This is a genomic window from Sphingomonas sp., from assembly GCF_039594485.1.
Lineage (GTDB): Bacteria > Pseudomonadota > Alphaproteobacteria > Sphingomonadales > Sphingomonadaceae > Sphingomonas.
The window spans coordinates 1-15,501 of sequence record NZ_JBCNNI010000057.1; the positions used below are offsets into that span (position 1 = coordinate 1).

The 15,501-nt window shown below is 62.0% G+C and carries 10 protein-coding genes and 1 pseudogene; 1 reads left to right on the top strand and 10 read right to left on the bottom strand.

Annotated features, from left to right (window positions below):
* The 3 genes and pseudogenes from ABDV78_RS18525 to ABDV78_RS18535 form a co-directional block, all read right to left on the bottom strand.
* Positions 1-89, bottom strand: a pseudogene (locus tag ABDV78_RS18525) (ferredoxin); the annotation flags it as partial.
* 29 nt (positions 90-118) lie between these two features.
* Positions 119-442, bottom strand: coding sequence for a S4 domain-containing protein (locus ABDV78_RS18530; protein ID WP_007405327.1), 324 nt, complete (start codon positions 440-442; stop codon positions 119-121).
* Between the two features lie 150 nt (positions 443-592).
* Positions 593-3,088, bottom strand: coding sequence for a helicase-related protein (locus tag ABDV78_RS18535; RefSeq protein ID WP_007405216.1), 2,496 nt, complete (start codon positions 3,086-3,088; stop codon positions 593-595).
* Between the two features lie 224 nt (positions 3,089-3,312).
* Between ABDV78_RS18535 and ABDV78_RS18540 the strand changes: the two genes are divergently transcribed.
* Entirely contained in the window at positions 3,313-4,788 is a 1,476-nt protein-coding gene (locus ABDV78_RS18540; RefSeq protein ID WP_042469387.1) for a M23 family metallopeptidase, read from the top strand.
* A gap of 41 nt (positions 4,789-4,829) precedes the next feature.
* On the opposite strand, the gene ABDV78_RS18545 is transcribed toward ABDV78_RS18540, so the two are convergent.
* The 7 genes from ABDV78_RS18545 to ABDV78_RS18575 form a co-directional block, all read right to left on the bottom strand.
* Complete coding sequence (locus tag ABDV78_RS18545) at positions 4,830-6,476, bottom strand: ATP-binding protein (RefSeq protein WP_007405209.1); 1,647 nt, start codon at positions 6,474-6,476, stop codon at positions 4,830-4,832.
* A gap of 71 nt (positions 6,477-6,547) precedes the next feature.
* Positions 6,548-7,312, bottom strand: a complete 765-nt coding sequence (locus tag ABDV78_RS18550; protein ID WP_007405214.1) for a TIGR02186 family protein — start codon at positions 7,310-7,312, stop codon at positions 6,548-6,550.
* Entirely contained in the window at positions 7,309-8,223 is a 915-nt protein-coding gene (locus tag ABDV78_RS18555; RefSeq protein ID WP_007405261.1) for a sulfite exporter TauE/SafE family protein, read from the bottom strand. The genes ABDV78_RS18550 and ABDV78_RS18555 overlap by 4 nt, the downstream gene beginning before the upstream one ends.
* A gap of 46 nt (positions 8,224-8,269) precedes the next feature.
* Positions 8,270-8,974, bottom strand: coding sequence for a hypothetical protein (locus ABDV78_RS18560; protein WP_130120054.1), 705 nt, complete (start codon positions 8,972-8,974; stop codon positions 8,270-8,272).
* A gap of 257 nt (positions 8,975-9,231) precedes the next feature.
* The gene (locus ABDV78_RS18565; protein ID WP_232254018.1) at positions 9,232-9,750 is read right to left on the bottom strand and encodes a hypothetical protein; all 519 of its coding nucleotides are present in this window, start codon (positions 9,748-9,750) and stop codon (positions 9,232-9,234) included.
* A gap of 1,466 nt (positions 9,751-11,216) precedes the next feature.
* A complete protein-coding gene (locus ABDV78_RS18570; protein ID WP_156146126.1) occupies positions 11,217-12,761 on the bottom strand; it encodes a DNA polymerase in 1,545 nt (514 codons plus the stop codon).
* Positions 12,758-14,431, bottom strand: coding sequence for an RNA-directed DNA polymerase (locus ABDV78_RS18575; protein ID WP_082052550.1), 1,674 nt, complete (start codon positions 14,429-14,431; stop codon positions 12,758-12,760). The genes ABDV78_RS18570 and ABDV78_RS18575 overlap by 4 nt, the downstream gene beginning before the upstream one ends.
* Positions 14,432-15,501 lie beyond the last annotated feature (1,070 nt).

Here is a 15,501-nt window from a genome sequence, read left to right on the forward strand (position 1 = left end):
TCGCCCTCATAGAAGCAGTCGACGGGACACACCTCGACACAGTCCATATACTTGCAGCGAATGCAGGCATCGGTGACGACGTAGGTCATGACAACTCCCAAGGTACGAACGCGTGCTGCTATGCCGCGTGCGGCGATCCGTCAACGCTTGAAACCCGGGAAGTGACCAGATCGCAGTAACAGGCACGCCCCTCGGCCGGCGGACCGCGCCGCACAGGCAGCGATTCGACGCGCAGGACACGCACCTGGCCATGCTGCGCGAAGGTCAGGATGCTGCCGATCCGCACCGGTGCATGGGCGCGATCGATCGCGCGGCCGTCCATCCGGAAATGCCCGTCACATGCCATCGCCTGTGCCGTCTCCCGCGACTTGGCGATCCGCGCCCACCAGAGGAAACGGTCGAGCCGCATCGACTCGAGGGCGGCGGGGGCGCGGGTGGTCATAGGGGCAGGCGGTCCTTTCGGTGTGAAAAACTCATAATAGTTCCACCCCGGCGGAGGCCGGGGTCCAGGCGCAAAATGGCCCGGTGGCGCAGCATGACCGTCACGGCCACTGGACCCCGGCCTCCGCCGGGGTGGTAGCGTAAGTTATGGTCACGGCGTTCGTCCCCAATCGGCGAGCGCGGCGAAGGCGTTGCCGGGACGCGCCTCGACCCGCGGCGCCGGGCGGGCGGGCGGTCGACCGCGCCAGATCCAGCGCACCGCATCGTCCTCGCCAGCCGGCTTGACCTTGCGAAAGCCCAGATCGCCCATCAGCCGGTCGAGCGTCGCGGGCTCCAACCCGATCGAGGTGGCGAGGGCCACGTCGGGGGCAAAGGGGCCGCGTCCCGTTCGCGCATCATGGGTGGCGCGCGCGATCCGCTCGACCAGATCGATCCGCACCGCCTGTTCGCCGAGCGGACGAAAGCCCGACGCCACGGTCCGCCCCGGCTCATCGCGGCGCAGCGTGGTCGCGCCGACCCGCGCCAGTTCGGGGCTCTGCCCCCACAGCGCCATCAGCGTGCGGCGCCAGCCGGCAGGACCGGGCTTGAGCAGCCGGGGGTCGAAGATGTCGAGCGTCCCGATGGTGATCCCCAGCCCGCGCAACCGCCGCCGCTCGTCGGGCGACAGCGCGTCGATCATCAGCCGCAACGGCTGACGCGGCACGATCCCGCCGGCATCCTCCAGCGCGGCGGCGATGGCACGTAGCGCGGGCGACGCCTTGGCCTCCCGCGCCAATTGCGCGAGGCGGACAAGGGCGGGTACCTGCCGATCCAGCGACCGCGCCATCCAACCATCGAGCCGCGCCTTCACCTTTTCGCGCAACGGCGGCGTCAGGCAATCGAGGTCGCGCTCCAGCCGCACCACCGGCCGCCCCAGCGAAGGCCCCGCGACCAGCCGGGCGATACCATGCCCCTCCCAGACCAGTCGATCCTCGACCAAGGCGATCGCGTCATGCTCCGCCGCGATCAGCGCGTCGGCCCGGCGCGCGCGTTCGGTGCCCAGCCGCTTTTCGGCCGCCGCGAGCAGCAGCCGCTTGTCATTGGCGCGCGCGCCCGCCTCGACGGTGAAGCGGAATCCCTCCAGCCGGCCAATGGCATGATCCTCGACCAGCACCTCGCCCTCCGGCCCGATCGTGACGGGCAGGGCACCGGCATCCGCGCCGATGCGACGGATCAGCGCAGTGGTGCGCTTGTCGACGAACCGCTGGGTCAGGCTGGCATGGAGTCCGTCGGACAGCCGCTCCTCGATCTCGCGGGTCCGCTCGGCCCAATGTTTGGGGTCGGCCAGCCAGTCGGCGCGCTGCGCGATATAGGCCCAGCTGCGGATCGCCGACAGGCGACCCGCCAGCGTCTCGACATCGCCCGCCATGCTGTCCAGCCGCGCGATCTCGTCGGCGAACCATTGATGGGGCACATGGCCCAGCCCCTCGGACAGATGGCCGAAGACGCGCGATGCGAACCGCGCATGCGGATCGATCCCCACTTTGCGGAAATCGGGAATGCCGCACGCCGCCCAGAGCCGCGCGACCATGGCGGGGCGCTGTACCCGGTCGCGGACCCAGGGCTCGTCTGCCAGGCGCTTCAATACCTGGAGATCGGTGGCGAGCGGCGCGGCGCGCAATACGCCGGGTTCGGGCTTGCGCTCCAGGCTGGCGATCAGTGCGTCGATGCTCGACAGGTCGGGATCGCCATCGCGCCAATAAAGATGGTCGAGCCGGGGGAAGCGATGCTCCTCGATCGCCAGCACTTCCTCGGGCAGGAAGGCCTCGGGCCCTTCCTCCGCGAGCGCGCCGAAGGTGCCGTCACGGTGGTGGCGCCCCGCGCGGCCGGCGATCTGCGCCATCTCCGCGACGGTCAGGCGGCGGCGGCGACGCCCGTCGAATTTGTGCAGCCCGGCAAAGGCGACATGCGCGACATCCATGTTGAGCCCCATGCCGATCGCATCGGTGGCGACGAGATAGTCGACCTCGCCCGCTTGGAACATCTCGACCTGTGCGTTGCGGGTGCGCGGGGAAAGCGCGCCCATCACCACTGCAGCGCCTCCGCGCAGACGGCGCAGCATTTCGGCGACCGCGTAAACCTCCTCGGCCGAGAAGGCGACGATCGCCGAGCGCTTGGGCAGCCGGCTGATCTTCTTGGCGCCCGCATAGGTCAGAGTGGAAAAGCGCGGCCGCGCGACGATCTCCGCGTCGGGGACCAAGGCGCGGATCATGGGCTTCAGTGCTTCGGAGCCGAGGATCATCGTCTCGTCCCGGCCCCGCGCATGCAGCAACCGATCGGTAAAGACATGACCCCGCTCCAGATCGGCGCCCAGTTGCGCCTCGTCGAGCGCCACGAAGGCGACGTCGCGGTCGGGCATGGATTCGGCGGTGCACAGGAACCAGCGTGCGTCGGGCGGGACGATCTTTTCCTCGCCGGTCACCAGCGCGACCGTGTCCGCGCCCTTGAGCGCGACGACGCGGTCATAGACTTCGCGGGCCAGCAGGCGGAGCGGGAAGCCGATGATGCCGCTCGAATGCGCGCACATCCGCTCGATCGCGAGGTGCGTCTTGCCGGTGTTCGTCGGCCCGAGAACGGCCGTCACATTGCCCGATACGCGGCTGGTCATATCCCTTACATTGGGCTTCGCGCGGGCCGTTGCAACGGCCTGAAGCAAGACGGCTGGCCAATGGCGGGATTCGGCCCGATGCGGCCACGCCCCGTCGCAGCAGGGCGGCTGGAAAGGCCCGCACGGTTTGACTTTGACCCCTTGCGCTTTCACCCAGCATGGCGTGCGCCGGGGGGAATCGGCGACGCTGATCGAAGACATTCACGGACGCACCGATTTTCCGCATGTTCTTGGCTACCGACGACGCTTTGCATATCTCCGGCGGTACCGCCGCGCGCCCGCTTGGCGGTGCCCTTCGGCCGGTGGTGCCGACGGGGCGGTTCGCGACATGGCGTCAGGTCGCGCGAGAGATCGACTGGGTGCCCGATCTGGGCGCGCGGATCGGCAGCCGGGATTGGTGGCGGGGGCTGGCCACCTGCGCCACGCTGTGCGCGACGACCTTGGCGCTGGCGCCCGGCCTGCATCGCCCGATCATCGGCGCCTCGCCCGCTCCCCTGAGCGGGGAAGTACGCAACAATGCCCGGGCCCAGGCGATCGCACCGCTGGCGTTGGGTGCCGATACGGGGCGGCGCATGGCCGCCAACGAGATGGTCGTGCATCTGGCCGAGGCGCCCGAGCGGCCGATGATGGAGCTGTCCGCCACCATCGGTGCCGGTGATCGGCTGGCCCGGGTGCTGCAGCGCGCCGGCGTCGCCAAGGTTCAGGCGAAGACCGCCGCCGATCTGGTCGAACAGGCGGCCGGTGGCGGCGACATCGCTTCGGGCACACGCGTCGCGCTGACGCTCGGCCGGCGGCCCAGCCGGATGGTGGCGCGGCCACTGGAACAGTTGAAGCTGCGCGCGCGGTTTGATCTGGCGGTGACGCTGAACCGCGCCGGCACGGGGTTCACCATGACCCAGCAGCCGATCGCGATCGACCGCACCCCGCTGCGCCTGCAAGGGCTGGCGGGGTCGAGCCTGTACCGGTCGGCGCGCGCCGCCGGGGCGCCCGCCAAGGTGGTCGAAAGCTATATCAAGGCGCTGGCCAGCCGGCTGTCGGTCGGGCGCGACGTCAAGCGCGCGGACAGTTTCGACCTGATCATCGAGCGCGAACGCGCGGCGACCGGCGAGACGCGGCTCGGCCGGCTGCTCTATGCCGGGCTGAACCGTGGCGGCCGTAAGGTGCAGCTGGCGCGGGCGCCCGGCGAGGATGACGGCGAGTGGTATGACGTCAACGGCCAGAGCGAGCGGCAGGGCGGGATGAGCATGCCGGTCGCGGGCCGGATCACCTCCTCCTATGGCAAGCGGATGCACCCGATCCTGGGCTTCATGCGGATGCATAAGGGCACCGATATCGGCGCCCGCTATGGCACGCCCATCCATGCGATCATGGACGGCGTCGTCCAGTTCGCCGGCCGTTCGGGCGGCTATGGAAATTTCGTCAAGCTGGTGCATGGCGGCGGCATCGCCAGCGGCTATGGGCATATGAGCCGCTTCGCCGTCCGCTCGGGCACGCGGGTGAAGCAGGGGCAGGTGATCGGTTATGTCGGCTCGACCGGCATGTCGACCGGCCCGCACCTTCACTGGGAAGTGTGGAAGAACGGCGTCACCGTCAATCCGCGCAGCTTGAAGCTGTCGAGCGTCGCGGTCCTGTCGGGCGCGAAGCTGCGCGCGTTCCGCCGCGAGGTGCAGCAATTGCTCGCGGTGAAGCCGGGGCGCTGAGGCGCCCTTCGGGCCGTTTGAATGGCAATGACGGGGACGGGTTAGCGTCCGCCCGAACGCCAGCGTGCCACGGTCTCGGCCAGCGATCCTTCGCCCGGTGACCGGTCCGCCCAGAGCGCGGTGATCGGCATGTCGGCGGAGGCGGGGCGTTTGCCGTCCTCGAGATTGTCGAAGCTGGCCCGGACCGGAAAGGTCACGCCCTCACCGCATAGGATCGCCTCGCGATTGCGCAGCGCCGACATGGTGTCGAGCAGCCCGCGCCCGCCCTCCGGCATGGCCGAGCGCACCATGGCCTGGTCGCGATCATTGTTCAGCCGCATGGCGATGATGGTGCCGCATTGCGACAGCACGCCCTCGGCCAGGTCGGACGGACGCTGGGTGACGAGACCCAGCGAGACGCCATATTTGCGCCCTTCCTTGGCGATGCGCGACAGGATTCGGCCGACGGCCGAGCTTTGTTCGGCGCGGGCCGGAATATAGCGATGCGCTTCCTCGCACACCATCAGCACCGGGCGGCGCTCTTCGGGTCGCGACCAGATCGCCTGGTCGAAGATCAGCCGCGCCAGCACCGCGACGACGACGCTCGTCACCTCGGAAGGGACGCCCGACACGTCGATGATCGATATCGGCCGCCCGTCGCCCGGCATGCGCAGGATGCGGCTCAGGAACGCGGCCATGGTATCGCCGACCAGCATGCCGGAGAACATGAAGGCATAGCGGGGATCGCCCTTGATCTCGTCGACCTTGGCCTTGATCCGCAGATAGGGGGCGGTGTCGCCGGCGCGCTCCAGCTTGCCCATCTCCTGGCTCAGCGCGCTGGTCAGGTCGGACAGCAGATAGGGAATGGGCGTGTCGACCGTGACTCGCGGCACCTCGGCGGCGGCCCGGCTGCGCAGGCGGGCGGCGAGCAGGCATTTGGCCAGAATGTCGACCTCGATCTGGCGATCGTCGTGGTTCGCCGACAACAGCATCTCGCAATGCTCGTCAAAGGTCATCAGCCAATAGGGCATGCGCAGATTGCCGACGTCATGCACCTCGCCGATGGCGCGGAAGGCGGTCGCATATTCGCCGTGCGGGTCGATCATCACGACATGGCCGCGCGGTGCCAGTTCGCAGATGCGGTGGAGGATCAGCGCGGTCGCGGTCGACTTGCCCGTGCCGGTCGAGCCGACCAGCGCGAAATGCCGGCCGAGCAGCGCATCGACTGTGAGCGTCGCGGGTACGCTGCGCGCCGGATAGACGGTGCCGATCCTGATGCTGGTGCTGGTCGGGCGATCATGGATGGCAGCCAGTTCGGCATTGGTGATCGCATGCACCGTCGCGCCGGGCAGCGGATAGGAGGTCACACCGCGCCGAAAGCCGTGGAGCGCGCCGGTTTCCGCCTCGCGCAGGCCTTCGCCGACCAGCTCGATCTCGGTCTGTATCGCGGAAGGGTCGCTCGACGGGTCGAGCGACAGGGTACGGATCGTGCCGATGATCCAGCGATCCGCGCGCCGGATCTTCACTGGCATCGCCACCTGCCCCGCCGCCGCCAGCACCGGATCGTCCTGACCGGCGAGCGCCGCCACCGCCTCGCGGTCGAGGACGATGCGCCCCGTCGAGCCGCCCACCGCCAGCAGCCACCCGATCACGGGCGTATCGTGCGACGAAGCCAGGGTGTCCGGAAAGACGGGCAGGGGATAGGACATGGATCGGGGCCGTGACGGTCAGGGTTGTCTGACCCCCGCGATAGACGGGAAAACTTAAGGATATGCTGCCGTTACACCCGCCGCGCGATCCACCCCGCCGCCCAGCCGAGCAGCACAGACAGCGCCACCGCCGTCAGGCCATAGGGGATGGCGGCGCGATCGGCGGCGCGCGCGACGAAGCGTTCGAACCCCGATTTGCGGATGTCGATATCGCGCACCGCCGCCGCCAGAACGCGGCCGTCGCGGATCAGGAAGGTCTCGGCGGTGAAGCGTCCCACCGGCACGCGCGCCGGGATGGTGACCCGGGCGCGGTACAGCACGTCATCGGTGATCTCGACCGCGTTGGGGGACTCGACATAGAGACCCGCGCGGCGGCGCTGGTCGACCAGCCCGGCCTGGAACCGTGCCTGGACATCGGCCGGCGCGTTGGAAGCGGGGGAAAGCTGCAGACTGTCGAGCCCGAGTTCGTAGATGGCGCGGGTGCGATCGTCGACGATTTGGGTAACCGGCCGTGACGAGGCAATCGCGTAGAAGGACGGTGCGGATTGATAGCGCAGCCGCCCGGCATTGACCCACAGGCCGGCGATCTTCTCCTTCTCGCGGATCAGGATCGACTGGGTCGGGCCCTTGACCACCACGACGATATCGGTCCGCTTGTCATCGCGCGGCGGGCGGCCGCCGGGATAAAGGATCGCACCGAACAGCAACAGTTCGGCGCCGGTGAAGCTGTAGGCGATCTGGATATCCCGTTGCGACACGTCGGGGACCAGCACCGGCTTGGCCTGCGCCATCAACAGCGGCGACAACAGGGTAAGGGCGACCGCGAATATCCTCACGACAGCTGGACCGTGAAGATTTCCTCGGGCCGCCAGACCAGGCCGAGCAGGATGCGCAGGCCCACCAGCAGCACGATGACGGCGAGCGCCAGGCGCAGATATTCAGGTTTGACGTTCGTCGCGAACTTCGCGCCCAGCTGCGCCCCGGTCACCGATCCGATGAGCAGCAGTCCGGCCAGGACGATGTCCACCGCCTTGGTGGTGGTGGCATGGACCATCGTCGCCGCCGCCGTCACGAACAAGGTCTGGAACAGCGAGGTGCCCAGCACCACCCGCGTCGCCATGCCCAGGATATAGATCATTGCGGGCACCAGCACGAATCCGCCGCCGATGCCGAGCAGGATCGTCAGGATGCCGGTGAACATCCCCAGCAACAGCGGCGCCAACGGCGAGATATAGATGCCCGAGGCGTAGAAGCGGGTGCGAAAGGGCAGCGCCGCCACCACCGGGTGGTGCCGCCGCCGCGCGGCTCTTTGCGCCACGCCGCGTCGCGCCGCGATGATCGCGGCCAGCGCCTCGCGCGCCATCACCAATCCGATCCAGCCGAGCATCAGCACATAGATGATCGCGATCACCGTATCGATCTGACCGCTCGCCTGCAGCAGACGGAAGATCCAGGCGCCGATGAACGACCCGACGATGCCGCCCGCGACCAGCACGCCGCCCATCTTCACATCGACCCCGCCCCGCTGCCAATGCGCGAACACGCCCGACACGCTGGCGCCGGTCACCTGGCTGGCGGCCGAGGCGGCGGCGACGGTCGGCGGGATGCCATAGACGATCAACAGCGGCGTCGTCAGGAAACCACCACCCACCCCGAACATGCCCGACAACAGCCCGACGCCCGCACCCAGTGCGATGATGACGAGCGCATTGACCGACAGGTTGGCGATGGGAAGATACAGATCCACGACCGGTGTTATAGCCGCGTGCGCGGGGCCGACCAGTGCGATCCGCCTAGAAATCACCGCCGATCGACAGGGCGGGCCCCGACCCCGGCGCGGCCTGCCCCGCCACCCGCTGTCGCCAGTCTAGCGATAGCCGCAGCCGCCGTCCGGCCACCGGCAGCGCGATACCCAGTGTCGGCCCGATGTCGAGGCGCTGTGCCCCCCGCTGGGCACCGCCCCACAGACCCAGTCCCAGATCCACGTCTTGGGCAAGGGCCGTGGTCGCGCGCATCGCGCCATCGGCAAAGGGCTCGATGGCGGTACGCCCGACGGCCCCCGCTTGCGCATAGCCGGTGAGGGAGATGCCGGGTGCAACGGATCGCGGCCCGAATCCCGAGACGGCCAGCACGGCCGGGCCACCTTGCCCCTCATCCAGGGCAATGCGTTGCTCGACCAGCAGCCGGATGGCCAGGCGGGCCGAGGGGCGCCAGTCGATCCCGACCGCCATTTCGCGCCCCACGCCCTCCAGCGGCGCGGACAGGCGCAAGCTGGCCGACAGCCTCCCGTCGCGGTCGATCCGGCGCAGGATACGTATCCCGGCCTGCGTTCCGCCCAATTGTCCCCCGGGCAGCAGCGCGCTGCTCCCTTGGCGCAGGATCGCCCAGGCGCTGCCGCTCCACCGCGCGGGTGCGATGGGCGGATCGGGCAGGGCCAATAGGGGATCGGGCCAGAACGGGAGCGATGGCGATGCGTCGGGCGGGTTGGCAGTCGACACCGGTTGCAATGGTGCCCGGGCAAGCGGCACAGACTTTGGAGCTATCGGCGGTGATGCCATGGCAGCGGGCGGTGAGGGCATCGCAATGCCGCGCATGGTGATGGGGGCGGCCAATGGCGCGACGGACAGCTTCGGCCTTGGGCTTTTCAACACCTTCGCGACCGATGCCGGTGCGGTCCCGACTGGCAGAAGGAACGCGATCCGCCCGAGCGTCCATAGGCCGATCACGCCGCCCAGGAACCGGATCGGCCGTCCGCTCATGGCTGGGTCGACAGGTCCGGGAAATGATGCCGCGTCTTGTCCCACACCGCCGGTCGGCCGCGCAGCACGAAGACATAGCGGATCAGCGCGCGCGGGGCGGCCGCCAGCGCGACAAAATTGCCGATGACGAAGCGCGGCAAAGACCATAGCGCCTCGCGCCAGCCATAAGCGCGCCCGGTAAAGACCATCCGCATCACCAGTCGCCACCAGAGCAGCATCGTGTTGACCGCGAACAGCCACAACAGAGCCGATGGGATTGGTGGGATCGGCACATCGACGATCCACCGCACGAAAATCGCGGTCGCATCGGCAAACAGCCCCAGATAGGCCGCCGCAAGCACCAGCATGGCGAGCGGCCCGCGCCGATCCCGCAGTCGCCACCAATGGTCGCCCAGCGCCATCGGTCGTGCCCAGCCGGTGCGATCCCATCCGATCAGCGCGATGCCCGTCATCCACCGCGCCTTTTGTCGCACGGCGGATACCAGATCGGCGGGGAAGAAGGCCCGCACCGCCACGACGCCGCCGCGCGTCCCGTCCGCGACCCGCGCGAACAGCCCTTCGCCGCCCAGCTCGGCGATGCGCAGGCCCAGTTCATATTATGCAAACTAAGCCGTTATGTGCAGATCGATTAATAGACCCAACAAGTTCCTTGCCTTTGCTGGCTTTTGGCTCTGCATAATTTGTGGCTTATCGGGTTACTGACGTCACCCAAACTCTTTCGATTTCTTGCAATGCGTGTCTGCTCACGTTGCTTCGGCAGCCAGCGGCGCAGAGCGCTCGGACGGTGCGCACTGGTGATCGTACTGCATAGGGGGTAGCGCCTCGTATCTTGGGCATTGCCCCTTGCGAACCGGCTTGCGCTCTGCAACGCAGCTGACGCGGCATGGTCAATCCCATCCGTGAGGCATGGAAACCTCGACAGTCGCTAGGTCCGGTCAAGTCATTTGGCCGGGCGGCTGTCGCGCATGTCCAAGGCTTGCCCAAAGGCGGCAGCGCCTTGTCCTAGCGCAGGGTTTCCAACGCCCGGCTTACGTCGGGCCGCCTCTAAGTATTTGGAGGGAACACTATGCCAATAAAAGATAATGCGGCAGTTTCTACCATTCAATTGCTCGCACACGCTACGGATATTCTCAACGAGTTTTGTGCATCACAAGAGGTATCTCTTGAGCCAGCTATAGCGATACTAATGACGGCGGCGTATGGTGAGGGGGGTATGGCTATCGTCAATGTGATGAAAAAGACTTGTTCTGTGTTGACTGCAGAGCACGCAAGGGTGCCGACCGATAATCGCCACGAGCGCCGAAAGGCGATGAGAAAGCCGCGAAGAGTGCGCGCAGCTACTAGCCTTTAGGATGAGGATCTGAAGTTTGTGATCGCTTGGCGGTTGTCCCTTGAAGGTCCCAAAAATGTTTCTGCTTTCGCCGACTTGTGGGTCGGTGGTGCTATATCAGGTTTCACAAGGCCAGACGTTGAATTGACAGAAAGCGGGCTTAGCAGCCTATCTTGTAATCTTCGCAGATCGTCCGTCCCTTGCGCTCCCTCGCAGGACATCCCTATCGGGTCAGCTGGAGCGCATCACAGCTGGCAAGATGAGTCTACCGCATCTGAGACCTTGAACGAGGTGCCGTCGCGCAGAATGGCGCGCATGGTGACGGCGAGGCAGGGGCAAGTAGTGCTACCCGAGCCTTTCGGAGCCCACGCCGTTTTGCGAGCAGTATGTCCGCTGTCAGGTACCGATCGCGGAAAGCAGACTTTGGTTCAGTAGGCGGGGCAGGGGCCTCAAGCGTCTGTCGATGGGTGGCAAGCGGACATTTCCCATGGCGCGATCAACAGGCCGCTTTACGCCCATCCGAGCCGCTTGACGGCGGAAATAGCACGCTTTGAAGCGGACGTTCAGATTACGCTGGGTCTGGGACCTTCGCGACAGTCGGGTTTGGATCGTCACGCGGCGAGAGCCGCCGCTTCAGATGTATGATAATCTTTATTTTTCGCCAGAGAATGATTCAATCGAAGCCTTGCCCTGCACTGCACCACCAAAATGCTGCGTCATCGTTTCCTTAAAGGCATTCACTACAAGCTCTGGAGTAGCAGGGTCGCTGTGCTGAAAAAGAAGAGCGTCATGCATCGGAAGCAACATTTCCACATCGTCGTTTTCGTCAACTTTGAGAAGAGTTTTCTTAAATATGAGAGAGCCTTCGCCCTGAACTATCTGGCTTACAGCAGACAGTTTTTCCTTGCGTGTCGGCTTCGATCCCTGATAATAAAAGCGATTGCCAAGACTAGTGGAGACGTATCCCACCTCTTCGAATTCTTCTATACGTGAATTTTTCCATTTTTCGTACACGCCAAACGACCTGAAAGCATCCCTGACAACGGCTCGTTCAAATCCAAATTTAGTGCCGATGATTGGTAAATCATGTTTTTTCATGCCATATGCATACGCCAGAAATAGGATCTTTGCTCCACTTCTGGCACCTTGCCCTCCAAGCTTTGCAATACGAAAACTCTCGTACATATCCTCTTCTGCGAAGAGAGCATGAAGGATTGGATCATTGGAAAGTGCTGCCATGATCCCAACTTCAAATTGGTCAAAATCGACATAACAAAGCGATTTGCCTTGGTCGGGGCAGATCACGTCACGGTAACGTCTGGGAAGGCTTTGCAAGAAGGGTGAGCGGACAGCAATTCGTGATGTTCGGGATCCTTGGGTATCGACAATTGGAAATACTCGCCCGCTTCTTAATGGCATGCCATTAAGAACGTCGCGCGCGAGTGAGAGGTCTCTCACGCGTTTTACCAAATCTGAATACGCCTTCATTTGCGGAAGATAACTCATCGCAAAATCGAGGCTGTATTCCTCTAGGTCCACATTGAGCCGTTGCGCATATCGCGCATGATCCCCTTCAGAAGGGACCTCGAGAGGAATATCAAATTCATCAGATATTTTTACAATGGACTGGTAGTAATCGTGTGCTATCAATTGTCTATTATTAGACACACGCTCACTATTAATTCGCAAGCCTTTACTTGATATTTCAGCGCACAAGTTTGCGCATGGCACTTCAACATCAAAAAATCTGTCGCGCTCTCCGTTAAGAATGGCTCGCCGACAAAGCTCAATATAATACTCTAAAAGAAGCTCGTGAAAATCCTTCTGCACTGAAGCTTCAACTTCAACCTCTTGGTACAGCATTTTTTTATACGGTCGCAGCACATTTTCGCCACGTGAAAAAAAATTCGACATGCGATCAACAATGTCGAATTTTTCTCTCCTACGCCTAACGTCTGGATCGCGAGAGGCGATGATATTTAAATCATCCAAATCAACTATGCTTTTAGGAATATTTCCGCATAATAAATATAAATCTCGCGCGATCATCCAGAAGTCATGGCAGATCAGCAATCCGCTGTGAGCCAAAACCTCAGCAGCCGGCACTTCACGAAACCCGTTACGATCTGTGATGAAAAAGCGAGATTTTTTCTCATCTGAGAAATTTCGGACGAACGTGAACGTGGCGAAAGTCAAGGGTACTCCTTAATATCTTCATAAAGGGCCGCAAAACTTGGTCGCTCGCGCTTGGCAAGCGCTACACCATCTTCGCGATAGGCTTTCTTTGAGCGACGGGACGTTCCCAAAACTTTATCTAGAACGCTGCCATGTAAGGCCTTGTGCTTACTCGCGGAAAGACCAGAAGCGGCGATTAGGAAGTAACGCTGATTTTGATACGGCCAACTTTTGTTAAACTTGTCTAAAATAGCCTCAATGGGGTCCAAAAAGTTGATGGACTGAAGCCAAATCATAACCGCTGAGGCTTCGCCGGTGGTCGGATCCTTATGGAGAATTTCGTGGGCTAGCGACCGAAGTTCCTCAGAATCAAAACGCCTTCCCGCAAGCAGTAGCCATAATTTATGGTTTTGCCAGTCGTGAATACATAACTTGCGATTTTGCAGAAAACTAGAAATTTTATCCAGAAAGTCATCTTCTGGATGAAGCGCGTCGATGAGTTTGCATATCTGATCGGAGGAAACAGCATCTTCATTTAGAGAGTTTAAGGCGTACTGCAACAGCTTAACACCGTCATCACTATCTACTTCGAACAGGCCTGCTTCGACCAACTGGCTCAATCGGTTCACGGCAAATCTAAATGTCCTCGATTGCGTTTCGCCTTCAGAGAGACATTCACGCAGAATTTGCACAACATATTCAACAGATCTTATAAAAACTCGCCGACTGCGAGACTTCCACATGCTTGCTATCGCTAAGACCAACTGATTTTGTGAAGGAAAAAACTTGTCGATCGATGCACTACCGCTATCATGCTTCAAGACGGCGGTTTTAGTGGCATTAATATTCATTCCAACTTCTCGGAGGAGCGAAATCAAGACCTGCAGCGATTTGCGCGCTTCGTGCTCATCTGTACATACGATTCGAATATCGTCGACATATCTGTAATAGTCAAATCCCCTATATTGCATTTCGAAGTCAACTGAACTTAGAAGTACATTGGAGAGAAATGAAGAGCAGTCTCTGTTTTGCGGTAGGCCGAAATGGCCCGTTAGCGTCCAGCGATTAAAGAGCGTCGCAAGTAGACGTGCTGCGGCGCGCATCTGGCCTTTTTTAACCCCAGGCGCATGAACCCTGTCTATTGCAGAATTTATCGATTCTATAACATGAGATGAGGATACATTCTCAAAGAAATTACTGATATCTGTGACCGCAAGAGCGCCTTTATTTCCTACAAACCGGTAGGTTAGCCCCTCATAATCAAGCCACTTGTTGATCTTATTGCGGAATAAGTATTTCTCATCTCCGCCGTCTCGATTGAAACGATAGCTCAAGACCCGGTGCGATAGTACGTGATCGAGCTCTGGGAGCAAAAATGAACAAATGGCTTGATAAACGAATCGATCAAAAAAATCTGTTTCGAGAGAGTATCTCTCTGAGAAATGCTTCTTAGGAATCGGCCTCAAGACCCTCTTGTCGCCGATGTAAACTCCACCCCAAGTGTTTAGTGCGCCCAAAATAACATCTGCGATGTAAATCTGGTCAGAGAAAATATCCGCATACGCTAATGCATCACTATACCAATCGTCCCGCATGTCTTGCTGCAATTGTGAAAGGACGGCTGGAAGGTCCACGGGAAAGCCGAAAACTTGTCCAGTTGCAAACAGCTCTTTTTTCGCTTCTAGATCCATAAGCCCCACGCCGCCGTCTGCCTACTAATGTCCCATAACTCTCGAAGCGTGAATACGGAATATGGAGCTTTTGGTGCGCGTGGAGCTTTTCACACAGCATGCCGATGTTGTTTCAACCATATTGGGGAATGAGTGGCCCGACGGTTGGGATCAGCCGGAATAGCTGACCTTCCGCACCCAGAGAGCTATAGTTGAGTGCTGAGCGTCTGGTTAGGGTCGGCAGCCGACTCCGCGTGAGGGGCAAATAACCTCGCGTCCCAGCTCCAGACCTGAGATTCGTTAATCGGCCATTTCTAGGGCGCGCGCTCGCCAGCTTGGAATGGCCGCAATTGGGCGTAAGCGGCCTGTCCGCTTTGGATGAAAAACGGGTATTGCGGTAACGAAGGGTTCGTCGAGAGCCATCGCTAGCCCCCTCGGCACACCGCCATCCATCGCAATGAAATAGCCGCTATCGATTGGGTAAGGGGGCTGACCGCTTTGGGGAACGCTGTTGGTGGGAGCGGAACGGCCGCTTCCGAGCACCTTAACGGAGCCGTCCCATTGCCGCTGATTGAAAACCCTGAATCGAAAGGGAGTACAGAATCAAACCTCGCTCATCCATCAAGTCAAAGTTCCAGAAAAGTGGATCGCCAGCCTTTCCTAGGCTCTGACCAATCAGGCTTTCTCCAGCGACTCGGGCTAGTATCGCAAGCGCATGTTCAAAGTCAGGCGCTTCGAAAGCATCGGGTTGCTCCGGCCGGTCATCACGTATTTCGATGGAGTATGTTGGCATCGCCATCAAACAGAGTGCCGGACGAACATATCCGCAGATTAATCTAGGTTGACCTAATTCAACGCAGGACTTCTGGCCTTTGGCGGGCACCTTCCATGGTTGCGGTAATGAAGGGTTCGCCGAGAGCCATCGCTAGCCCCCTCGGCACACCGCCATCCATCGCAATGAAATGTCCGTGTGTGGACGCCCCTTCGGATACAAGGGGGTGTTGGAGAGATTCTTGCGCGCAGGTTCAGGTGCTTCCGTGTGTCCGGCCTGTTGATGCAGCCTTCATCACGGCTGCTGGCCTGAATGGAGA